Annotated in this window: 15 protein-coding genes; 7 read left to right on the forward strand and 8 right to left on the reverse strand. The window is 64.7% G+C overall.

What is annotated here, in order from left to right; translation table 11 throughout:
- Positions 1-4,161, forward strand: a 4,161-nt coding sequence (locus QZ409_RS16340) for a hypothetical protein (protein WP_296713410.1), incomplete at its 5' end; no start/stop codon positions are given.
- 72 nt (positions 4,162-4,233) lie between these two features.
- On the opposite strand, the gene QZ409_RS16345 is transcribed toward QZ409_RS16340, so the two are convergent.
- The 4 genes from QZ409_RS16345 to QZ409_RS16360 form a co-directional block, all read right to left on the reverse strand.
- Positions 4,234-4,830, reverse strand: coding sequence for an ABC-type transport auxiliary lipoprotein family protein (locus QZ409_RS16345; RefSeq protein WP_296713510.1), 597 nt, complete (start codon positions 4,828-4,830; stop codon positions 4,234-4,236).
- 114 nt (positions 4,831-4,944) lie between these two features.
- Positions 4,945-5,841, reverse strand: a complete 897-nt coding sequence (locus QZ409_RS16350; RefSeq protein WP_296713411.1) for an MlaD family protein — start codon at positions 5,839-5,841, stop codon at positions 4,945-4,947.
- A gap of 57 nt (positions 5,842-5,898) precedes the next feature.
- Complete coding sequence (locus tag QZ409_RS16355) at positions 5,899-6,717, reverse strand: ABC transporter ATP-binding protein (RefSeq protein ID WP_296713413.1); 819 nt, start codon at positions 6,715-6,717, stop codon at positions 5,899-5,901.
- Positions 6,718-6,725: 8 nt separating this feature from the next.
- Positions 6,726-7,871, reverse strand: a complete 1,146-nt coding sequence (locus QZ409_RS16360; protein ID WP_296713415.1) for an ABC transporter permease — start codon at positions 7,869-7,871, stop codon at positions 6,726-6,728.
- 118 nt (positions 7,872-7,989) lie between these two features.
- On the opposite strand from QZ409_RS16360, the gene dgcA reads away from it, so the two are divergent.
- Positions 7,990-8,985: an N-acetyl-D-Glu racemase DgcA gene (gene dgcA / locus QZ409_RS16365; protein ID WP_296713417.1), complete on the forward strand. Its 996-nt coding sequence runs from the start codon at positions 7,990-7,992 to the stop codon at positions 8,983-8,985.
- A 100-nt stretch (positions 8,986-9,085) separates the two neighbouring features.
- Here the strand turns inward: dgcA and QZ409_RS16370 are convergent, their stop codons facing one another.
- Positions 9,086-9,703 carry an XRE family transcriptional regulator gene (locus tag QZ409_RS16370; RefSeq protein ID WP_296713419.1) on the reverse strand — a complete coding sequence of 206 codons (618 nt, stop codon included), beginning with the start codon at positions 9,701-9,703 and terminating at the stop codon, positions 9,086-9,088.
- 69 nt (positions 9,704-9,772) lie between these two features.
- Entirely contained in the window at positions 9,773-10,711 is a 939-nt protein-coding gene (locus tag QZ409_RS16375) for a DMT family transporter (RefSeq protein WP_296713421.1), read from the reverse strand.
- A gap of 104 nt (positions 10,712-10,815) precedes the next feature.
- Here QZ409_RS16375 and QZ409_RS16380 point away from each other — a divergent pair, with 104 nt between their 5' ends.
- A complete protein-coding gene (locus tag QZ409_RS16380) occupies positions 10,816-11,685 on the forward strand; it encodes a UDP-2,3-diacylglucosamine diphosphatase (RefSeq protein WP_296713423.1) in 870 nt (289 codons plus the stop codon).
- Positions 11,686-11,692: 7 nt separating this feature from the next.
- Here QZ409_RS16380 and QZ409_RS16385 read toward each other — a convergent pair whose 3' ends face one another.
- Entirely contained in the window at positions 11,693-12,007 is a 315-nt protein-coding gene (locus QZ409_RS16385; RefSeq protein ID WP_296713425.1) for a rhodanese-like domain-containing protein, read from the reverse strand.
- Positions 12,008-12,247: 240 nt separating this feature from the next.
- Between QZ409_RS16385 and QZ409_RS16390 the strand changes: the two genes are divergently transcribed.
- The 3 genes from QZ409_RS16390 (at position 12,248) to QZ409_RS16400 (ending at position 17,112) form a co-directional block, all read left to right on the forward strand.
- Positions 12,248-13,519 carry a hypothetical protein gene (locus QZ409_RS16390; RefSeq protein ID WP_296713428.1) on the forward strand — a complete coding sequence of 424 codons (1,272 nt, stop codon included), beginning with the start codon at positions 12,248-12,250 and terminating at the stop codon, positions 13,517-13,519.
- 125 nt (positions 13,520-13,644) lie between these two features.
- Positions 13,645-15,948, forward strand: a complete 2,304-nt coding sequence (locus QZ409_RS16395; protein ID WP_296713430.1) for an NADP-dependent malic enzyme — start codon at positions 13,645-13,647, stop codon at positions 15,946-15,948.
- A 507-nt stretch (positions 15,949-16,455) separates the two neighbouring features.
- Positions 16,456-17,112 (forward strand): response regulator transcription factor, encoded by a 657-nt coding sequence (locus tag QZ409_RS16400; RefSeq protein ID WP_296713432.1) that lies wholly within the window; start codon positions 16,456-16,458, stop codon positions 17,110-17,112.
- 49 nt (positions 17,113-17,161) lie between these two features.
- On the opposite strand, the gene QZ409_RS16405 is transcribed toward QZ409_RS16400, so the two are convergent.
- Entirely contained in the window at positions 17,162-20,278 is a 3,117-nt protein-coding gene (locus QZ409_RS16405; protein WP_296713434.1) for an Rne/Rng family ribonuclease, read from the reverse strand.
- Positions 20,279-21,008: 730 nt separating this feature from the next.
- On the opposite strand from QZ409_RS16405, the gene QZ409_RS16410 reads away from it, so the two are divergent.
- Complete coding sequence (locus tag QZ409_RS16410; protein WP_296713437.1) at positions 21,009-22,448, forward strand: N-acetylmuramoyl-L-alanine amidase; 1,440 nt, start codon at positions 21,009-21,011, stop codon at positions 22,446-22,448.
- The last annotated feature ends 58 nt before the right edge of the window (positions 22,449-22,506 follow it).

Here is a 22,506-nt window from a genome sequence, read left to right on the forward strand (position 1 = left end):
GTCGCAGCCGCTACCGAAACGCCGCTGGCCGCCCTGCTCAGCCATACCGAGGCGTTCGAACAGCGCTTCGGCGAAACCGCCCAGCACACGGTCGAGGCCCTCGCCGCTCATACCGAGCAGTTCGAAAGGAATGTCGTCGCCGCCACGGAAACGCCGCTCGCCGCCCTGCTCAGCCATACCGAGGCGTTCGAGCAGCGCTTCAGCGAAACCGCCCAGCACACCGTCGACGCTCTCGCCGCCCATACCGAGCGACTGGAAACGAGCGTCGCCGCCGCCACGGACGCCCCGCTGGCCTCGCTGCTCAGCCACACCGAGGCGTTTGAACAGCGCTTCGGCGAAACCGCCTTGCAGACGGTCGAAGCCCTCGCGGCCCATACCGAACGCCTGGAGAAGAGCGTCGCCGCCGCCACCGAAATGCCGCTCGCAGCTTTGGCGAACCAGACCGAAGCCTTCGAGCAACGCGTCGAACAAAGCGCCCAGAAGGCCATCGACGCCGTCGCCGCGCAGAGCGAACGGCTGGAAAAGGGCGTCGCCACGGCCACCGAGAGCCAGCTCGCGGCGCTCACCCATCACGCCGAATCCTTCCAGGATCATTTCTCCCAGGTTTCGGCGAACGCGACGAAACTGGCCGAGGAGCGGGCGCAGGGCCTGCGCGCTGCTCTCGCCGACGTCAGCCACGCGGTTGGCGAGACGCTGAGCCAGAATGTCGCGGACACGCAGGCGCGGTTCCAGGCCGCCGCCGATTCCACGCTCAACGCCTTGCTGGCGCAGACGGCGACCGTCGACCGGAATTTCGCCGCGACCGCCAGCCAGACCGCCGAATCCATCGCGCGCCGCGTCGCCGACACCCAGAAGGGCTTCGCCCAGGTCGCGGCCGAGGCCGTGGCGGCGATCGGCATGCACGGCGATCGCGTGGCGGAAACGCTTGCCGAGCGTCTCGACGCTTTCGAGCAGGTTCTTTTGCGCGGCGGCGAGGAGGCCTCGGGCAGCCTCGGCCATCACGCCAGCCGGATGTCGCAGGAAATCGCGTCCCATCTCGACAGCTTCGAGGCCCGCATGGCCGCTGGCGTCGCCGACACCCAGACGCGCCTCACCGACCACGCCGAGCGCCTCAAGGCCGATTTCGTTGCGCAATTCGCCGCGCTCGATCAGCTCATGCGCTCGGGCGGCGAAGGCTCCGCCGAACATATCAAGGCCCAGACCGAAGGCCTGCGCGCCATGCTCGAGGAGACGCTCGGCTCCTTTGACAGGACCATCGAAGAGGCCGGCGGCGCGGCCACCGCGCGGATCGGCGAACAGTCCGAAACGCTCTCCGCCGCCATCGCTTCCCGCCTCGCCGGGATCGAAATGGCGATCAACATCCACGGCGCGCAGCTCGAATCGCGCCTCGGCCGCCGCGCCGAGGAGACCGCTGGCCTGTTGCAGCAGCAGCTCGACAAGTTCGAGAACCGCACGACGGACAAGACCGAGGACGTCGTCCGCATCATGGACGATCTCATCGTCAAGGCCGAAACCAGCCTCGGCGACCGTTCGCGCCAACTCAACGACGCTTTGGCCGGACGCGCCATCGACATCGCCAAGGTGCTTGGCGAAGGCGGCCGCGAGGTCGGAAGGGCGCTCGACTCCAAGGCGCGCGAACTGGACGAGATCATTCTCGCCCGCTCCACCGCCCTCACCGAAGAGCTCTCCGCCAAGGCCGCGGAGATCGACGCGACGCTCGGCGGCCGCGCCGATGAAATCGCCGCCAATCTCGGCGGCCACATCGACTTCTTCGAAAAGAACGTCGTCGCCCGCCTCGGCGAGGTCGGCGAGGAAATTTCCGCCAAGGCGGCGGAAATCGACGCGACGCTGGGCGGCCGCGCCAATGAAATCGCCGCCAATCTCGGCGGCCATATCGAGTTCTTCGAGAAGAATATCGTCGCTCGCCTTGGCGAGGTCGGCGAGGAAATCTCGGCCAAGGCGGCGGAAATCGACGCCTCGCTCGGCGGCCGCGCCGATCAAATCACCACCAATCTCGGCGGCCATGTCGCGTTCTTCGAAAAGAACGTCGTCGCCCGCCTCGGCGAATTCGGCGAGGAAATCTCGGGCAAGGCCCGCGAGATCGACGAGATCATCCTGCTCCGCTCCAATGCGGTCACGGAGGAGCTTTCGGCCAAGGCCGAACGCATCGACGCGACGCTCGGAAACCGCGCCAGCGAAATCGCGGCGAACCTCGGCGGCCATATCGACCAGTTCGAGCAGAATGTCGTCGCGCGCCTCGGCGAGGTCGGCACGGAACTGGACCGCCGCATCGGCGAGATCGAGCAGACTGTCGAAGGCCGCGGACGCGCCCTGTCCGACGAATTGCGCCTCCGCACGACCGAACTGCACGAATGGTACGATGCGCGCGGCCTGAAGCTGGTGGACCTGCTCACAGCGCGCGGCGGCGAGGTCGTTTCGCAGATCGTGGCCTTCAGCGAGAGCGCTGTCGGCGCCCTGGCCGGACGCTCCAACGATCTGATCGAGACGCTGGGCCAGCGGCAGGCCGAAATGAGCGGCGTGCTGGATGAAGCCAATCGCCGGATGAAACAGGATGTCGGCGGCCTGATCTCGAACATGACCGAGACCCATCGCGCCCTGCTCGCCACCATCGACAATGCGGAATCCGGCTTGCAGCGCGTCGACACCGCGCTGGCGCCGAAGATCGACGCCCTCGGCGGCACGGTCGAGACGCTGCATGGCGAAGTGGATCGTCTCGACGCCGTCGCCCGGCAAACCGGCGAAGGCGTCGCCGAATCCGCCCGGGCCGTTCAGGAGCAGACCCAGTCCCTCCAGGCGTCGTTGCGCGAAATGTCGGCGGTCGGCGCCCAGATCGACCGGGTCTTCAGCGCCCGCATGCAGGAAATGGCGCGGAGCCAGAACCAGATCGAAGAATCGGTGCAGCTGCGGCTGGCCGAACTCGCCAAGAGCCAGGAAGACGTCGATGCCGGGCTCGAAGCCCGCCTCCACGGCCTCCAGGCCCTGTATGAAGAAGCCCAGCGCCGGCAGTCCGAATATGAGGCGCGTCTCGAAGCCTTCTCTGGGACCATCGCGCGGACTTTGGCGCAGGCCGAGAACCGGGCGCGCGAGGTCGGCGCCTTCCTGTCCGAAGCCGCCTCGTCCACCGCTGGCGTTCTCACCGACCAGCACGAGGAACTGCGCCAGAGCGCAGCGCGCGAACGCGAGCGCACCGTCGCGGAGCTGACCACGGCCTATGAGCAGACGCTCGCCCAGATGAACGAACTGTTCCAGCACAGCTCCGAACGCTACAAGGGCGTTTCCCAGGAACTGCGCGCCATGACGAGCGAAATTCAGCGCGAGCTGGAGGCGACCCGACAGGAATTGCGCCGCGGCGCGGTGGATCTGCCACGCGAAACCGGCGAACAGGCCGCCGCGATGCGTCGTGTCGTCGCCGACCAGATGAAGGCGCTGAACGAACTGACCGAACTGGTCACGAGGTCCGGCCGCGCCTATGACGTCGCCGAGCCTGCAGAGCCTGTGCGGCACGAGCCGCCGGCTCGCCAAGAACCGGCGCGCCATGAACAGTCCCGCAACGAGTCGCGCCCCCAGGCGGCCCCGCAACGCGAGCCCGCCCCGCGTCGCGAAAGCTGGAGCGAACCTGCGCGCGAGACGCCCCGATTCGAGTTGCGGCCCGCGGCGACCCGCCCCGCCGCCCCCGTCCCCGCCCCGGCTCCCGCACCCGCTCCGGCGCGACCGAAGGAGCAGCGCGGCGGCTGGATGAGCGATTTGCTCGCGCGCGCCTCGGCAGATGAGCCGGCGCCGAGCCGCAGCGCCGCGGCGCCCGTCGAATCGCTCGACAGCCTGTCGGCGGAAATCGCCCGCGTGGTGGACGAGAATGCTTTGATCGCCGCCTGGGACCGCTTCCGGCGCGGCGACCGCACGGCCTTCAGCCGTCGCCTCTATACCGCGCCGGGCCAGAAGACCTTCGAGGACGTGCGCCAGCGTTATGCGGAAGATAACGACTTCCGCCTGACCGTCGACCGCTACCTGCAGGAATTCGAGCGCCTGCTGGGCGAAGTCAGCCGCGACGACCGCGATGGTCTGCTGACCCGCTCCTACCTCGCCTCGGAGACCGGCAAGGTCTATAGCCTGCTCGCGCACGCCTCTGGCCGCCTCGGCTGAGGCGGCGATAGCGCGGAAACGAAAAACGCCCGGAGTAATCCGGGCGTTTTTTCATTCGGCGTCGAACGACGTTTATCTTGACGAGGCGGCGGCCCAGCCGACGATCTGCGCGAGAACAATTCCCAAGGCGCCATCGAGCGCATGCGCCGACGCCGCGCCGGCGATATCGGCGACCGGCTCCGTTGCTGAAAAGACCTTGGCGGCGACTGTCTGGCCGCCGGCTTGCGCGAGGCGCGCCGTCAGTTCCACATGGGCCGTCCGCGTCGCGGAATCGATGTCGAAGCGCCGGATTTCCATCGCCAAGCTATATTGCGCGCCTTCGCCAGACAGGGAGACCTGGCGCGCGAGACCAGCGTTCTCAAAGGTCTGCGCGAGCCGGCTTTGAAGCAGCGGGGGAAGGCGATCCACCCAACGCGCGTCGGGGACCCGGCTCAGACTGCCGTCGGCGCCGCGCACAACGATCAGGTCGCCGTCGAGCGGTGGAATGGCCGAAGCCGTGGTGACGAAAATCCTGCCGCTCGTGCTCCGGGCCCGGGCCTGGGCTGCATGCAGGTCAAAGCTCTGCGGCTGCGGCGCAAGGCTTGCGCAGCCCGAAAGACCAAGCGCGAACGCGACGGCGGTCACGATCAGAGAGGTCGGCTTCTTTCGAAACCGGCTGGTTCCGCGCATAATGGTCACGCCGCCCCTATTCCTTCGCTCAAACGACAAGATCGCTGCAATGCAAAAACAGAGCCGCCGACAAATGGCTAGACGCCTGTCGGGCCGACGTCCCGTTCCGTTGATTCATCGGCCATTATAATCAGGCAGCGCGGGCTTCGGCCCGAAAATAATGCTTTGCGGGTTATTCTCGATCTGCTTGACCGCACGGTCGACGTTCTGAAGCGTCTTCCTGCCATCAACCGCAAGACCCTCATATTGCCGCAGGCCGGTATTGGAGAAGCGCGTGAGATTGTCCGCCAGCTTGCGGATCGAGCGCGCCGCCTCCGAAATATCGGCGATCATGGTCTTGCCCGCGCCATCGCCGAGCAAGCTGTTGACCTTGGCCATGGCCTGGTCGGCATTGGTGATGATGTTGCGGATCTTGCCCGGTTCGAGGCTGTTCAGCGCCTGAAGAAAATTGCCATTCTTGTCGGCCAGCGCGCCCGTAAGGTCCTGAATATTGGCGACCGAGGCCTTCAGTCCCGGCCCGGTGTCAACGAGCAGCTTGTTGACATTTCCCAGCACCTCGTCGGCTTTCGTGCCGAGCTTTGTCGCCATCTGCATGAGGTTCTGCAATTGGGACGGCGCGGCGTTGATCACGCCGCTCGCGGGCAGACGCTCCGCACCCGCGCTGCCGCCCGTCAGGGCGACCGACGCCACGCCCGTCAGTCCGCCGAATTCGAGCGCGGCGGAAGTGTCGGTCTTGATCGGCGCGCGGGAATCGACGGAAATGCGCGCGAAAACCCGGTTCGGGTCCTCGGGGATGAGTCCCAGCTCCGTGACTTCGCCGACCTTGAGGCCGTTGAACAGCACATTCGCGCCATTGAGCAGGCCGGACACGGAGCCGTTGAAATGCACAACATAGCTTGTCCGGATCGTCTGCTGGCCAAATGTCTTGAACCAGTAGATGAAGCCGAACACGCCGAGAATCACTGCCAGGGTGAACAGGCCGATCAGCGCATAATTGGCGCGCGTCTCCATTGTTCGTCTCCTTCTAGCGCCGCGCGTTGAACGCGGCGCGCAATACAGCGGATCGGGTCATGACGCCGCCGTCTCCGGCGCGCCCAATCCAACGAAATCAAAATCCGGCTTCACGATCGCGCGCGAGCGCCGCCCATGGAAATAGGCGCGCAGCCAAGGATGATCGGAAGCCAGCATGGTCGAAAGCGGCCCGGCCGCAATAACCTTGCCGTCCGCGAGCGCGGCAATTGTGTCGCATATCGAATAGAGCGAGTCGAGATCATGCGTCACCATGAAGACGGTGAGGCCCAAAGTCTTGCGCAAGGTCGCGATCAGCTCGTCGAAATCGGCCGCGCCAATGGGATCGAGCCCGGAGGTCGGCTCGTCGAGGAAAACGAGTTCGGGATCGAGCGCCAGCGCGCGGGCGAGCGCGGCGCGCTTGACCATGCCGCCCGAAAGCTCGGATGGGAACTTGTCCGCCGCATCCGCGTCAAGCCCGACCAGCTTGATCTTCAGCAGGGCCAGCTCGTCCATCACGCTTTGGCTGAGCGAAAGATATTCGCGCATCGGGGCCTGGATGTTCTGCTTGACGGTCAGGCCAGAGAACAGCGCGCCGCCCTGGAACATCACGCCCCAACGCCGCTCCAGCACGCGATGTTCGAGAGGCGAAAGCCTGTCGATATTCTCGCCAAAAACCTCGATTTCGCCTGCCTGTTTCTTCACAAGCCCGAGAATAGTACGTGTCAGGACCGACTTGCCCTGGCCGGAGCCGCCGACGAAACCAGTAACTTCTCCGGGCTGAACGTCCAGATCGAGGCCCTTGAGAATGGCCTTGGTCCCGAAGCTCACGCACAGTCCGCGCACCCGAATGATCGGCTTCTTTTCGGAAGACTCCATCGCGCCTCTCAATAATGCACGCCCGCGAAGAAGACCGCGAACAGGCCGTCGACGAAGATAACCATGAATATGGCGTTTACCACGGCGATGGTGACCTGCCGCCCCAGCGATTCCGCGGAGCCTTGGACGCGGAAGCCCTCGATGCAGGCGATCATGCCGATCACCAACGCCATGAAAGGAGATTTGATGAGGCCGACAAGGAAAGTGTTGAGCCCAATGGCGTCCTGCAGACGCACCAGAAAGGATTCGGCGCTGATCCCGTCATAGAGATAGGCCGTGAGCATGCCGCCGCCCAAGGCCGCGATATCGCCGACGAAGGTCAGCAGCGGCAAAGAAAACACCAGCGCCATGATGCGCGGCAGCACCAGCACGTCCATCGGCGCCATGCCCATGACGCGAAGCGCGTCGATTTCCTCGCGCATCTTCATCGAGCCGAGTTCGGCGGTGATCGCCGAGCCCGAACGGCCGGCAATCATGATGGAGGTGAGCAGCACGCCGAGTTCGCGCAGGACGAGCACGCCGATGAGATCAATGGCGTAGGTCGAGGCGCCGAAGCGCCGGAGCTGGAAAATGCTCTGTTGCGTGACGATGCAGCCGACCAGGAAATTGATCGTCACGATGATCGGCACCGCGCGCAAGGCGAAGTGCTCCATATGGAACACCATCGAGGTCGGCCGCATCTGACTCGGATTGAGCGTGACGCGCAGCGCCGCCATGGCCAGCTCGCCCAGAAATGCCACGCCTGTCATGACATTGCCGCCGATCATCACGCTCCAGCCGCCAAGCTGGGTCAGGATATGCAGCAGAATGTTGACCTTGCGCACGCGCGCCGGCTCCCGCTCGCAAAAAGCCGCCTCGCGCAGCAGGATGGTCTGGTCGGCATCGAGGCTTTGATATTCCGTGGCCGCGCCCGCCGCCGCGATCTGGGCGCGCGCCTTGTCGATCAACCAGGCGCCGGCGGTGTCGACCCGGCCCACGCCGGCGAAATCAATGGCGACATTCGCCGCGCCCTTGCCCGCCGCGCCCAAAGCCTCCGCCGCCTTTTCCAGCGCCCGCGAACCCGCAATGGTCCAGGCGCCGCTCAGCGCGATGCGGATGTCCGCGCCGTTTCGCTCAATGGAAAAATCCGGCTCGGCGGATGGGGAACTCGACATTCGGCGCGTTTCCGCTTGTCAGAAGGTTAATCTTGAATACCCTCGCACGCCTGATTACGCAAAAGCGAATTGCGAAAAACATTCGCTTCCAAGACCACGCTTGCATTGGCGCAACAGAATGATTCCCCCGGAAAAAAGACGTCTCACGCTGAGCGTGGAGCGTTTCGCCCTGAAAAACCCCTTCGTCATCTCGCGCGGCGCCAAAACGGAGGCCGTTGTCGTCGTCGCCACCATCGCACAGGGCGCCCTGGCCGGTCGCGGCGAATGCACGCCTTATGCGCGCTATGGCGAGAGCGTGGAGAGCGTGGCCGCCGCAATCGAATCGATCCGCGCGGAAATCGAATCAGGCGCCGACCGGTTCGCCCTGCAACAGCTTCTGCCCGCCGGGGCCGCGCGCAATGCGCTCGATTGCGCGCTTTGGGACCTCGAAGCCAAGCTCTGCGGCCTCCCTGCATATCAGATCGCGGGGCTGAGCCGGATCGCGCCTTGCGTCACGGCCTTCACGCTCTCGGTCGGCACGCCGGACGAGATGGCGCAAGCGGCAAGGTCCGCCGCCGAGCGCCCTGTGCTGAAAGTGAAGCTCGCGGGCGAGGGCGACGCGGCTCGTCTCGCCGCCGTGCGCGCCGGCGCGCCGGACTCGGAGCTGATCGTGGACGCCAACGAGGCCTGGCGGCCGGAAAACCTCGACGAAAATTTCGCCGCTTGCGCGGCCGCGGGCGTTTCGCTGGTCGAACAGCCCCTGCCCGCTGGCGCCGACGACGCCCTGGCCGGGCGGCGCTGGCCTGTGGCGGTCTGCGCCGATGAAAGCGTCCATGACCGCGAAGGGCTTGCCGCGCTCCGAACGCGCTACGACCTCGTCAATATCAAGCTGGACAAGACCGGCGGCCTGACCGAGGCGCTGGCGCTGGCGGACGAGGCGGAACGCCTCGGCTTCGGCCTGTTTGTCGGCTGCATGGTGGCGTCGTCGCTGGCAATGGCCCCGGCCCTGCTGCTCACGGGCCGCGCACGCTTCGTCGACCTCGATGGTCCGCTCTTGCTGGCGCAGGACAGGCCGCATGGATTGAGGTTTGACGGCTCGACGGTCTTCCCGCCCGAAAGCGCGCTCTGGGGCTGATAGCGTGTTGCCCTTCTCCCCATAGCCCGTCGCGAGACGGGCGTCCTTGCGGACGCCCTATGGCGGGAGAAGGTGGCGCGATAGCGCCGGATGAGGGGGATCACTCCATCACGGCGGCCTTGAGAATGCAGATCATTTCCGCGCGCGCCGGCGAGGTTCCGGCATTGCGGATGACGTGGCGGCGGTCGGCGCGATAGCGCAGCGTCTCATCCGTGCGCACGATTTCCGTCTCGCCCGCGACCTCGACCTGCAATTCGCCCTGGATGACGGTCAGACATTCCACGGCGCCGCGCTGATGGGCTTCCGACTCCAGCGTCCCGCCCGGTTCGGCGAGGAAATCATAGCATTGCAGCCATTCCACCGTCTTGATCCAGCCGGTGATGGCAAGGCGGCACTTGCCGTCGTCCGAGACGAGAATAGGCGTGTCGCCCCTGGAGACCTTCTCGATGAAGGCTGAATCGTCGCGGTCCTGCAACACGCGCTCGATGGAGACGTCGAGCGCCTGCGCGAGCCGCCAGATCGTGGCCAAGGTCGGATTGGTTTCGTTGCGCTCGATCTGGCTGATAATCGATTTGGCGACGCCAGATTGTTCGGACAGTTCGGACAGCGAGAGGCTATAGGCCTTGCGCAGGCGCTGAACGGTCTTGCCCAGCTGCCCGGACAGCGCCACGGCGCCCGCCTCCAGCGCCTTCTGTTTGTCGCGACCCTCAACGCCCATGAATGAAAACCGTTTACCCTCTATCGTTTGACATAATATCCAATTTTGTTTGGAATATCGAACGCTTTTTCAGATCGAACGCGCCGGACGCGTGAAGGCGCGCTCGCCCAGAATGGCGAGCAGGCCAGATCCCGCGATGGCCGCGGCGCCCGCGAAGACGGCCAGCGAAGGCCATTGCCCGAAGACCAGCAGGCTCGCGGCCAAGGCCCAGATCATGGCGAGATAATCATAGGACGCGAGCAGCGAGGCGTCGGCGTAACGGTAGGACGTCGTGACCAATATCTGTGCGCAGCCGCCCATGGCGCCGGCGCCAATCAGCGCCGCCCATTCCGCGCCATTCGGCGCCACATAGGCCTGCGACGGCAGCAGCGACGGCGCGAATTGCGCCACGAACAGCGCCCCCACGCCGACGGCTGTGGTCAGGCAGGCGAAATAGAACACGATGGCCGCAGTATGTTCGGACGCCGCGAGCCGTCGCGTCTGGATAATGGAAATGGCGGCGAAGGCGGCGCCGGCCAGAGCCACGGCGGCGCCCGTTCCCTCCTGGCCAATGGTCCGGCTGAAATCGGCCAAGGATTGGACGCCGCCGATATGGTCCGACAGCATTGCGAGCACGCCGCCGAAACCGATCATCACCGCGAGCCAGCGGCTGGCGTGGACGTTTTCACGCAGGGCGAAGGCGGCGATAAGCGTCACGAAAATCGGCGAAGCGTAGAAATAGGCGGTGGCGTCGGCAAGCGGCAGCAGCGCAAGGCTGATAAAATTGGCGAACATGCCCGCCGTCCCCGAGAGGCCCCGGCCAAGATGGCCAAGCGGTCGCCGCGTGGTCAGATGGCCGGGAAAGCCGCCCGTCCACCACAGCCAGGCGAACAGCAGGCCCAGCGCCACGATCGAGCGAAAGAACACAATTTCGGAGACCGGAATCCGTGGCGCCGCGATTCGCACGCCGATCGCCATGGCGGTGAAGGCAAGGGTCGAGAGGATCTTGAGAAGAATTCCAAGCGTCATTTTGTGACCAGGAGCGTCATTTTGTGACCAAAGCCAACATCGTCATCGTCTCGCAATAATAAACTGGCAGCAAAAACAGGAAGGACGCATCAGCGGGCACGACCATGACAGCCAGGCACGACATCAACGCCGAATCTCACGCGCCGCAGCAATACCGCACCTTGTTCATTTCCGATATTCATCTCGGCACGAGAGGCTGCCAGGCCGGCCTGTTGCTGGACTTTCTCAAACATAACGAATCCGAGGAGCTTTTCCTCGTCGGCGACATTATCGACGGCTGGCGGCTCAAGAGCGGCTGGCATTGGCCGCAGGCCCATAATGACGTCGTGCAGAAACTGCTGCGCCGGGTGCGCAAGGGAACCCGCGTCGTGTTTATCCCCGGCAATCACGACGAATTCGCGCGCGAGTTCCTCGGCATGGAGTTCGGCGGCGTCGAGGTGATCGACCATGCCGTCCACGAAACGGCGGACGGCAAGAAGATGCTGGTCGTCCACGGCGACCAATTCGACATCGTGGTGAATCACGCCCGCTGGCTCGCTCACCTCGGGGACTGGGCCTATGATTTCGCGATCTGGACCAATAGCTGGTTCAACGCCGCCCGCCGCAAGCTCGGCCTGCCCTATTGGTCCTTTTCCAAATGGGCTAAGCTCAAGGTCAAGAACGCTGTGAATTTCATCGGCGATTTCGAGGAGGCTCTCGCCGCCGAAGCGCGCAAACGCGGCGTCGATGGCGTGATCTGCGGTCACATCCATCATGCCGTCATTCGCCAGATCGATGGCGTGACCTATGTCAACACCGGCGATTTCGTCGAATCCTGCACCGCCATCGCCGAACATTTCGATGGCCGGCTCGAACTCATTCATTGGGGCCTGCTCGAAGCCGAACGCGCGGGGCCGCCGAAGCTCGTCACGCTGGCTCTGCCCGAGCCAATGATCGAACCTACCGCGGCCCGCAAGGCCGCAGCAGGCGGCTGAAAACCGCTCAGACTTCGACCGGCTCGCCGGCCGCCAGCCAATCCTGCATGGAGCCTTCGTAGTGGGCGATGGCGTCGCGACGGCCGCCAAGCCGCGCCATTTCTATCGCCTGCAGCGTGCGCTTGCCCGAACGGCAGTTGAACACGATGCGCTTGGCGGGATCGCGCGGCAGCTGCGCCGGGTCGAAGCGCGAGAGCGGCATGGTGAGCGCGCCCGGGATATGGCCCGCCGCATATTCATTCGGCTCACGCACGTCGATGAGCGCGATCGATCCGTCGGCCAAGCCTTTCTTGAGTTCGTCGCGCGTAACCACTTCGACCATCGTCTCTCTCCAAAACCGTGACATTCATGTGCGCAAAATAATTGGTTTCGCCGACAATACCAGTTCCATGCCAGAATTTTGACGCAGCCGCGAGGTCTGTTACGCGGCGCCGCAATTCGCGCTCGTCAGCTCCCGCTTGGCAAAGCCTGATTGGCGGGCTCTGATTGGCGGGTTCTGATTGGAAAGTCTTGCTTGGCAAGCGGCGCGAATCCGCCGAAGCTGCCCTCCCGGAGGTTCTCCATGTCCTTTTCGTTACGCGCCGCCCTGGTCCTGGTCGCCGGGACTTTCGCCGTCGCGCCAGCCTGGGCCGAGGACGTCGCGATCGCCGAGGCCGTGCTGGCGAAAGGGCCCACGAGCAAGATCACCTTCCGGAACATCACGATCAAGGACAGCAACCTGTCCCAGGCGGAAGCGACCAGCCTCTTCACCGGCGCGCTGTCGCGCGAGGATCTCGGCGCGATGCTGGAGCGGATGCAGGCCAGCCACGTCACCATCCCCGAGGCCGAAATCCTGACCGAGAGCGGCGATCATTTCACGCTCCACAACATCGTGGCCGACTCCATCGTACATGGCGGCGCGCAAGGCCTGTCCTTCGCCTCGGCGGACGGCGTCCTGCCGGACGACAGCGGAGACACGAGCGTTCGGCTCGGCGCGCTGCGGATCGAGCATATTTCCATGCCCGGCCTCGCGGCGGCGCTTCGCGCGGGCGACCCCGGCGTCGCGGCCTTCCGCTTCTCGCGTCTGGTCCTTGAGAGCGGCGATCTTTCCGCCGTGGACAAGGGCACGCCCGCCGGCGCGCCGGGCGGCAACCGGGTTCTGCTCCACGCCGGACCCGCGACCATCGAGCAGAGCTTCGATCCCGATGGCGCACCGCTCGAAGGCGCGGCGAGCCTGACCGGGATCACCTTGAAAATGCCGCCGAAATCCAAGGGCGGCGAGTCGCTCGCGGCCTTCGGCTATCCCGAACTTTCGGGCGAGTTCCTTTACTCCGGCGCCTATGACCCGGCGGCGAAAATCTATCGGCTGAAAACCTACGGCCTCGACATCAAGAACGCCGGACGGATCGCCTTCAGCGCCCAGTTTTCGGGGGTGCCGAAGGTGTTTTTCACTGGAGAGAAGGATGTCCGGGAAAAAGCCGCGCGCGACGCCTTCGTCGACTGGGCGCAAATCGATGTGAGCAACGCCGGGCTGTTCGACAAGGTCGTCGCTTTTGTCTCGATCAGCCAGCGCAAGCCGCCGGAGGCCGTCAAGGCCGAATGGCGGGCGATTGTTTCGCAGGCGCCGCTGCTGTTTTCCGGCGCCCCGGTGATCGCGGTCGCCGCCCATGCGATGGACAAATTCATCAGCGATCCGAAAACCTTGACACTTCGGATCAAGGGCAAGGATTCGCCCTTGAAACTCGACGATTTCGCTCATATCGAAGACTTGGCCGCCTTTTTGAATCGCCTGGATGTCACGAGCGCGCCCGGCCCGTCCGCTCCCGCCAAACCCGCTTCCGGAACCAGGCTCTGAGGCGTCCCTCTCGATGGGACTGCCCCGCGCGAGCGGGACGTTTAGCTTGAGTTGAAGGAAACGCCGACGCGAATCGCGCAGCTCAATCGCGCGACACGACGGTTCACGACCGTAGGGGGTCCGCAATGACTGAACGCATCTCGTCTGATCTGCAATCGGGCGCTCTCATCTATCACGCCCATCCGCGCCCCGGCAAAATGGAGATCCGCGCCACCAAGCCGCTCGGCAACCAGCGCGACCTTGCGCTGGCCTATTCGCCCGGCGTCGCCGCCCCCTGCCTCGAAATCGCCGCCGATCCCGGCAAGGCCGCCGATTATACCATCCGCCAGAACCTCGTCGCCGTCATCACCAATGGCACCGCCGTGCTCGGCCTGGGCGACATCGGCCCGCTCGCCGCCAAGCCAGTCATGGAGGGCAAGGCGGTCCTGTTCAAGAAATTCGCCGGCATTGACGTGTTCGACATCGAGATCGCGGAGCTTGACGTCGACAAGCTGGTGGACGCCATCGCGTCGATGGAGCCGACCTTCGGCGGCATCAATCTCGAGGATATCAAGGCGCCCGAGTGCTTCGAAGTCGAACGCCGCCTGCGCGAAAGAATGTCGATCCCGGTCTTCCATGACGACCAGCATGGCACCGCGATCATCGTCGGCGCCGCCGTGCGGAATGGACTCAATCTCGCCGGCAAGAAGATTTCTGAAGCCAAGATCGTGGCGTCAGGCGCTGGCGCGGCTGCGCTGGCCTGCCTGGAGCTGCTGGTCGCGCTCGGCGCCCGCCGCCAGAACATCTATGTCTCGGACATCGAAGGCGTGGTCTATAAGGGCCGCAACAAGCTGATGGACCCGCTCAAGGAGACCTTCGCGCAGGACACTTCCGCCCGCACCCTCGCGGACATCATTCCGGACGCCGACGTCTTCCTCGGGCTGTCCGCTGGCGGCGTGCTGAAGCCGGAAATGGTCAAGACCATGGCGCCGACGCCGCTCATCCTCGCTCTGGCCAATCCCTATCCCGAAATCCTGCCCGAGGACGCTCTGGCCGCCCGCCCCGACGCCATGCTGTGCACGGGTCGCTCGGATTATCCCAACCAGGTCAATAACGTCCTCTGCTTCCCCTATATCTTCCGGGGCGCGCTGGATGTTCACGCCACCACGATCAACGAGGCGATGAAGCTCGCCGTCGTCGAGGCCATTTCGGCTTTGGCGCGCGAGACGCCGTCGGACGTGGTGGCCCGCGCCTATGGCGGCGTCGCGCCGGTCTATGGCAAGGATTCGTTGATCCCCTCGCCTTTCGACCCTCGCCTGATCCTGCGCATCGCGCCAGCCGTGGCCCGCGCGGCGATGGAGAGCGGCGTCGCGAAGAAGCCCATCGAGGATTTCGTCGCCTATCAGGAAAAGCTGGAGCGCACGGTCTATCGCTCGGGCTTCATCATGAAGCCGCTGATGCTGGCGGCCAAGGCCGCGCCCAAGCGCGTGGTCTATTCCGAGGGCGAGGACGAGCGCGTGCTGCGCGCCGTCCAGTCCGTGGTCGAGGAAGGCATCGCCCAGCCGATCCTGATCGGCCGCCGCGCGGTGGTCGAAAAGCGCATCAAGGCGTTCGGCCTTTCCATCGCCGTCGATCGCGATTTCACGCTGGTCGATCCGCAGGACGACCCGCGCTACAATGATTACGTGGCGACCCTGCTGTCGATCGCCGGACGCCGCGGCATCAATCCCAATACGGCGCGGACCCTGGTGCGCACCAACGCCACGGTCATCGGCGCCCTCGCGCTGGCGCGCGGCGAGGCCGACGCTTTGCTTTGCGGCCTCGAAGGCCGGTTCGGCTCGCGGCTCGCCTATTTGCGCGACATTGTCGGCGTCGCGCCGGGCGTCTCCGAATATTCCTCGATGAGCCTTCTGATCAGCAGCAAGGGCGCGTTCTTCATGGCCGACACCCATGTCCGGCGCGACCCGACCGCAGCGGAAATCGCTGAAACCGCGCTGCTCTGCGCCGTCCATGTGCGCCGTTTCGGCCTCAAGCCCAAGATCGCTTTGCTGTCCCATTCCGACTTCGGCTCGGACAATTTCTCACCTGTTGCGGCGAAAATGCGAGAAGCTGTGGAGATCATTCGCCAGAATGCGCCCGAACTCGAGGTCGACGGAGAAATGGCGGCCGACTCCGCGCTTTCTCAAGACGTCCGCAATCTCGTCCTGCCCGGCTCAAGGCTCAAGGGCGAGGCCAATGTGCTGATCATGCCCGATCTGTCCTCGGCCAATATCGCCTATCAGATGACCAAGATGATGACCGATGCGCTGCCGGTCGGGCCGATCCTGCTCGGCTCGGCGCGGCCGGCGCATATTCTGACCCCCTCGATCACCGCGCGCGGCATCGCCAACATGACCGCCGTGGCTGTCGTCGAGGCGCAGCGTAACGATCAGGACCACGACATGGCCTGAGCGCCACAGGAAGCTTGCGCGGGCGTGAATGGCCCGCGCAAGCCGCCATGCCCGGCCCCGTTTTACAGTTTCGCCACAAGTGTTAACGGCGCTACCGCCAGTTTTCGCGCGTTATTCCGACTCAGTGTGGACTCTTACATTCATCGCCAGCAAGCAACATCGGCGAGAAACTGCTCATAACATGTTGATTTTAAAGCAAATTGCAAATTGAAAAGAAATTCGTTAGAATTTTTCCTGCAATAACTTCGGCCTGATCCGACAACGCCCCAGCGCCTTCTGTTCAGTCCTTTTCGGCCCCCGAGCTAATTCGCGCGCATTGGGGTCGCGTCGCCGTCAGGTCGAAGTCTCTTGCGGGTGACTCCAGAAGTCAATTGCCCGCGGCGATGAAACTTTTTTACGATATAGACGTCACATCCGATGAAGCATTTCGGAATTGAACGTCTTTAGTTTCCGCCCAAGGCGATCCCGTTCAGTCGTCGCGCCGTGTTTTACGGCGGGAGTGTTTCATTGCCACCGGAAAAGCCAATTCGGATTTTCATTGCCGAAAACGAGACGCCCGCTCGGCGCTCCTTCGCGTCCATAATCGACGGAACCCCTGGATTTGAAGTCATCCGGCCACCCGGCGACCGCGCGCAGCGTGACGCGCCACACATCGTCTTGCTGGACCATGAGGCGCCGGCGCTCGATGGCGCGGGCGCGGCGGTGCGGCGGATCCTGCGCGAGCGCCCAGACGCGCAGGTGATTGTCCGGGCCGGTCCCGGCGACGACGATCATATGTTCGATTTCATCTGCGCCGGCGCGCAGGCCTATCTGCCCCATGACGCCGCCGACAGTGAAATCCTCGATACGATCCGCGCCGTTGCGCTTGGCCAGTCGCGTCTCGCGCCTGCCCTCACGCGCAGGCTGATCGACGAGTTCCGGCGCATCTGCCATGCGGCGCGCGGCGACGGTGTGCCCTATTGCGCCCCCGAGGAGGCGCTGACCGAGCGCGAAAAGGACATCCTCCAGCTGATCGTCGAAGGCAAGGGCAACAGGGCGATCGCCTCGACGCTCAAACTCGCCGAAGGCACGGTCAAGAATTACGTCAGCCGCATCATGGAAAAGTCCAACGCCCGCAGCCGCACCGAGCTCGCGGTCAAATCGCTCAACCGTCGGAGCGAATAAAAAAAGGCCGCATCTTTCGACGCGGCCTTTCTCAAATTCATTTCCGCTCTCAGTGGCCGGTCAGATTGGCCTTGGCGCGAGCCCACCAGCCAGAACGCTTGGGCTGGTTCGGATCGGCCTCGGTGATCACTGGCAAGTCCGGCTGATGCGGCGCAGGCGCCAGCTCCGGCGCAGGCGACAAAGCCTCGACAGGCGCAGGCTCGGCCGGCGCCGTCTCAGTGGGCGCAGGCTCGGCCACAGCTTCAGCTTTCGCTTCATGACCATTGGCCGATTGGACGTAGGATTCCTGAACGGGAGCCCGCTGGACAGGCGAAGGCTGAACAAGTTCGGGAACGGGCGGGATTTCGCCGATCTCCAGCCTCTCCGTCTCGACCTCGGTCTCCGTCGCGACGGTTTCCGAACCGGCCGACCAAACCGGCAGCGGCGCGAATTGCGCGTCTTCCGACAGCGTCTCGATCAAGGCGTCGCCGCCTTCCGCCGTTTCAGCTCCGGCTTCCTCGGACGGCCGCCAATCGCCGGCGTTTTCCAGGGTTTCGCCACCGGACCGGCTGCGATTACGGCGGCGCCAGTTGCCGCGACCGCGACGACGGCCCTCCGGGCCCTCCCGCGCGCCCTCCTCATCGCTCTCGTCTTCGCCGACAGGAGCCATGAGGTCGCCGCTGATCTCCGCGACGGTTTCCAAACCTTCATCGGAAGGTTGCGGCGCGCTGGCGTCAACGCCCGCGCCATCGCGCTCGAAATTGCGGCCCCGCCCACGACGACGACGCCGGCGGCGACGGCTTTCGCTGTCGGCGCGCTCCTCGGCGGTCTCGCCTTCGGCGACGTCGGCGGCCTCGATCTCGGCCTCCTCCTCGAATTCGACTTCAAGCTCTGCTTCGCCGATCGGCTCGATGTCTTCCACCGGACGGCGCGGATCGAACCGGCGCAGCGGATCGGACGGGCCCGCGGCGGGTTCGCCGCGCTCAAGCGCATGATACGCGCCGCCGGTGAGCGAGTCGTCGGCCATGACAATGACCGAAACGCCGAAACGCTCTTCGATCAGGCGCAGCAGAGACCGCTTCTGGTTGAGGATGTAAAGCGCGATATCGGTGCGGGTGCGCAGGATGATGTCGTGCGAGGCGCTCTTGATCAGCGCGTCCTCGAGCACACGCATGACATGGACGGCGACCGAGGCGGTCGAACGCACCGTGCCGACGCCGGCGCAATGCGGGCAGACCACGGACGACCCTTCGAGCACGCCCGTGCGGATGCGCTGGCGCGACATTTCGAGCAGGCCGAAATGCGAGATGCGGCCGACCTGGATGCGGGCGCGATCGTCCTTGAGCGCCTCCTTGATGCGGCGCTCGACCGCGCGATTGTTGCGGCCCTCTTCCATGTCGATGAAATCGACCACGATCAATCCAGCGAGATCGCGCAAGCGCAGCTGCCGCGCGACTTCGTCCGCCGCTTCAAGATTGGTGCGCAGCGCGGTGTCTTCGATATTGTGCTCGCGCGTCGAGCGGCCCGAGTTCACGTCGATGGCGACGAGGGCTTCGGTCTGGTTGATGACCAGATAGCCGCCGGATTTCAACGTGACCTGATTGTGGAACAGGGCGTCGAGCTGGGCCTCCGCGCCCCATTTGGCGAAAACAGGCTGCGGATCGCGGTAGCATTGGACATTTTTGACATGACTCGGCATCAGCAGGCGCATGAAGTCGCGCGCCTCGCGATAGCCGGCGTCGCCTGCGACGACGACCTCGTCGATTTCCTTGCTGTACAGGTCCCGGATGGCGCGCTTGATCAGCGAGCCTTCCTCATAGACCAGGGCCGGCGCGCTGGACGACAAGGTCAACGCCCGCACCTGCTCCCACATGCGCATCAGATATTCGAAGTCGCGCTGGATTTCCTGCTTGGTGCGCGAAGCGCCCGCCGTGCGCAGGATGACGCCCATGCCTTCCGGAACTTCCAGGTCCTGGGCGATTTCCTTGAGACGCTTGCGATCATTCGCTTCCGTGATCTTGCGCGAAATGCCGCCGCCGCGCGCGGTGTTGGGCATCAGCACCGAATAGCGGCCGGCGAGCGAAAGATAAGTGGTGAGGGCGGCGCCCTTGTTGCCGCGCTCTTCCTTGACGACCTGGATGAGCAGCACCTGGCGGCGCTTGATGACTTCCTGAATCTTGTACTGGCGGCGCATGCGCGGCGCCCGATAGGGCGTCTCGTCCATGGCGTCGCCGCCGAGCTGCTCGACGATCTCTTCTTCGTCCTGCTCGCCGTTCTCGTTCTCGGCATTTTCCCCGTCATGATCGGGGGCGGCGCGGTCGCTTTCCTGCTCGCGGTTCAGGAAATCGCTGGCGCGCGCTTCGTCATCTTCCGCAGCATATTCGGCGGACGAATCCTGCGAATGGTCATGATCCGGCGCGTCGCCCTCGTGCTGAGCGAAAGCCGGCGCCTCGGTTTCGGAACGCTCTTCGCTCGCTTCCGCCGCGCCTTGGACGGCCTGCGGCTCTTCGGCGGCGTCTTCCTCGACAATGGCGAAGCCTTCGGGATCGCTGGCCAGCTCATGCCGCTCGGCATGCGGCTGCGGCTCAGCCTCCGCCAGGGGCTCGACGGGAGCTTCGGCGGCGGAGTCCGTTTCCGCGCTAACTGCTTCGACCGGCGCGGGCGCAAATTCTTCAGTCGGCGACAATTCGGCGGTTTCGGTCTGCGCGACCGCGTTTTCGTCAACCGAATAGACTTCCTCGGACTGGCCATTCGTCTCGGCGTCGAGCGCGGCCTGTTCGCTTTCGTTGGAAATCTCGCCGGTCACCCGCTCGTCGTCGCTGGGGCGGCGGCGCTCGGATCCACGCCGATTACGGCGGCTGCGGCGACGGCTGGAATCCTCGTCGTCTTCCTCTCGGTGGGCGCGGCTCTCTTCTTCAAGCAGGGCGGCCCGATCCGAATGCGGAATCTGGTAATAATCGGGGTGAATTTCCGAAAAGGCGAGAAAGCCGTGGCGATTGCCGCCATATTCAACGAAAGCGGCTTGAAGCGACGGTTCGACGCGCGTCACTTTCGCCAGATAGATATTGCCCCGCAGCTGCTTCTTGGAGGCGGACTCGAAATCGAACTCCTCGACCCTATTGCCGCGCAGCACCACCACCCGCGTCTCTTCGGGGTGGGAGGCGTCGATGATCATTTTGTTGGCCATTGTGAACTCTTGTTGGCAAGGCGCGGCTGAACGCCGCGTCGGCTGCCGCGAACGCGCCGGCCCGATCGGACCGGTCCGGCGAAAATGCGCAAGCCGCGACGCGCCGCTCGGGGCGCGCCTTGCGAGTGAAGGTTGAACGAAGTTGTGGATGGGCGACAGGCCGCGAAACGACGCGGCGTAAAACCATGCGGGCGCTGCCCGGCCGGAGGATCGTGGCGACGAAGGCCGGCGAAAACGGGATCGCAGGGAAACGCGCAGCGTCCCGGCGCTTTGCCGCGCCGAACAATTTCCCGATGACAGCCTTCGCGCGGCCTAAAAATCCGCTGCGAAGATCAATTGCGAACCCTAGCAAAATTCTTCACCTAGCCTCCGGCGTCATAATGCGCCGGAATAATGTCCCGGATCGGCTGCCGAAAGGGTTGTGGCGCAAGCCGCGCGTCGGCGCGAATGAATGCCGCTGCTGCAGCGGCGCGCCAAGGCTGGAAGGGCCTTCCCCATTCGTTTGGCGCGAATCTCGCCGCGCCCGAACCGGACCTCTTTCTTTCTAGACGAAGGAACGCCACTTTGGCAAGTTTCCCACGCCTGTTGCCTCATTGCCACAGCTGAGAGCGCGGCGAGTGCTTATCAAGGTAAACGCCTCTTAACATTTTCATGATGTGAGTGAGTGGCGCCGTCGCCGTTGGGCAAGGGCTCGCCAAGCGTGCTGAAAGTCGGAAACATTCGGAAAATCATGACAATGGGACGCCCGGAGCGGAAATACGCAAGCTTTGCCGCGCGGCGTCAGCCAGGTCGCCGCCTTGGCCTGATCCCGGCTTTCGCCGCCTTGCTTGCCCTCGCGCCTTTCACCGGTTTGCGCGCCCAACCCGCGCCACCCCTCGCCATTGCGGTTCGTAGCGAGGTTCAAGGCCATGAAAGCCGCCTGACCTTCACGCTGCAATCCTGCGTCCAGGCGGAATCCTATCTGCTGGAGACCCCGAACCGCGCGATCCTCGACCTTCCCGAGGTCAATTTCCAGATCGATCCCCGCGAGGGCCTACCCGAACCCGCGCCCAAGCCCCAGAAGCATCGACACAGGGCGTCCGCCAAGGAGACAGACAGCGCCAAGGCGACGCCCGGCCCCGCCGCCGGCGCCGGCCTCATCGCCTCCTACCGTTTCGGCCGTCTTGCGCCCGGAAAGTCGCGCGTCGTGGTGGATCTGACCGGACCGGCGTCGATTGTTTCAACCTCCTGCGCGCCATCGCCGGGCGCCTTCGAACTGACTTTAACCCTTGCGCCCGCCTCCGAGGCTGCGTTCAAGGCCGCAGCCCGCGCGGGCTCCGAGAAGCAGGCTCGCGCCACGGTCCAAAGCGCGCCTCCCGCGCCCCTGCCCCCCTCGGCCGGCGCGCAAAAGCCCGTCATCGTGCTCGACCCCGGCCATGGCGGCGTGGACACGGGGGCGTTGGGCCGCGAACACGCCATCGAAAAATATGTCGTGCTCGATTTCGCCAAGGCGCTCGGCGCCAAATTGCGCGCTCGCGGAAGTTATCGGGTGGTCTTCACCCGCGAGGACGACAGTTTCGTGTCGCTCGGCCAGCGTGTGCGCATCGCCCGCAATCTCAACGCAGCGCTTTTCGTCTCGGTCCATGCCGACGCGCTCGCCCGGGACGGCGACGAGGTGCAGGGCGCGACGGTCTATACCGTCTCCGACCGCGCCTCCGACGCCGAGGCCGCCCGTGTCGCCGAACATGAAAACAAGGCCGATTCCGCCGCCGGAGAAGAGGCGAAGGAAGACGCCAGCGACGTTAATGACATCCTGTTCGAACTGACGCGGCGCGAGACCCGGGCCTATTCCCATGTCGTCGCCCGTTCGCTCACCAATTATTGGAAGGTCGCGGCGCGCCTGAACAAGAATCCGCGCCGCTCGGCCGGCTTCGTGGTCCTCAAGGCGCCGGACGTACCTTCCATCCTGCTCGAACTCGGCTATCTCTCCAACGAGGAAGACGTCGCCGACCTGACGTCGCCGGCCTGGCGCGAAAAGGCCACCGAGCAGGCGGCGAAGGCGATCGACGCCTTTTTCGCCCAGCGGCAGCCTGAAAAGCAGCCCGAGATCCAACCTGAGAACCAGCCTGAGAACTTGGCCCCAACGCCCGACGCACCCGCCCTCAAAGCGACACAAAGCACGGGCAACTAACACGAAAGTGCGACTCGTCCCGACGCGCCGCCGGCCAAGGCCGGAAACCAGCGGGAAT

Source organism: Rhodoblastus sp., assembly GCF_019449565.1.
Taxonomy (GTDB): domain Bacteria; phylum Pseudomonadota; class Alphaproteobacteria; order Rhizobiales; family Beijerinckiaceae; genus Rhodoblastus.

Excerpts from the sequence above, each read along its gene's own strand:
- dgcA (WP_296713417.1), top strand. The coding sequence starts at position 7,990 with ATGATTCCCCCGGAAAAAAGACGTCTCACGCTGAGCGTGGAGCGTTTC.
- QZ409_RS16385 (WP_296713425.1), bottom strand. The coding sequence starts at position 12,007 with ATGGTCGAAGTGGTTACGCGCGACGAACTCAAGAAAGGCTTGGCCGAC.
- QZ409_RS16390 (WP_296713428.1), top strand. The coding sequence starts at position 12,248 with ATGTCCTTTTCGTTACGCGCCGCCCTGGTCCTGGTCGCCGGGACTTTC.
- QZ409_RS16405 (WP_296713434.1), bottom strand. The coding sequence starts at position 20,278 with ATGGCCAACAAAATGATCATCGACGCCTCCCACCCCGAAGAGACGCGG.
- QZ409_RS16410 (WP_296713437.1), top strand. The coding sequence starts at position 21,009 with ATGACAATGGGACGCCCGGAGCGGAAATACGCAAGCTTTGCCGCGCGG.
- QZ409_RS16380 (WP_296713423.1), top strand. The coding sequence starts at position 10,816 with ATGACAGCCAGGCACGACATCAACGCCGAATCTCACGCGCCGCAGCAA.
- QZ409_RS16395 (WP_296713430.1), top strand. The coding sequence starts at position 13,645 with ATGACTGAACGCATCTCGTCTGATCTGCAATCGGGCGCTCTCATCTAT.
- QZ409_RS16350 (WP_296713411.1), bottom strand. The coding sequence starts at position 5,841 with ATGGAGACGCGCGCCAATTATGCGCTGATCGGCCTGTTCACCCTGGCA.
- QZ409_RS16355 (WP_296713413.1), bottom strand. The coding sequence starts at position 6,717 with ATGGAGTCTTCCGAAAAGAAGCCGATCATTCGGGTGCGCGGACTGTGC.
- QZ409_RS16360 (WP_296713415.1), bottom strand. The coding sequence starts at position 7,871 with ATGTCGAGTTCCCCATCCGCCGAGCCGGATTTTTCCATTGAGCGAAAC.
- QZ409_RS16345 (WP_296713510.1), bottom strand. The coding sequence starts at position 4,830 with ATGCGCGGAACCAGCCGGTTTCGAAAGAAGCCGACCTCTCTGATCGTG.
- QZ409_RS16375 (WP_296713421.1), bottom strand. The coding sequence starts at position 10,711 with ATGACGCTTGGAATTCTTCTCAAGATCCTCTCGACCCTTGCCTTCACC.
- QZ409_RS16370 (WP_296713419.1), bottom strand. The coding sequence starts at position 9,703 with ATGGGCGTTGAGGGTCGCGACAAACAGAAGGCGCTGGAGGCGGGCGCC.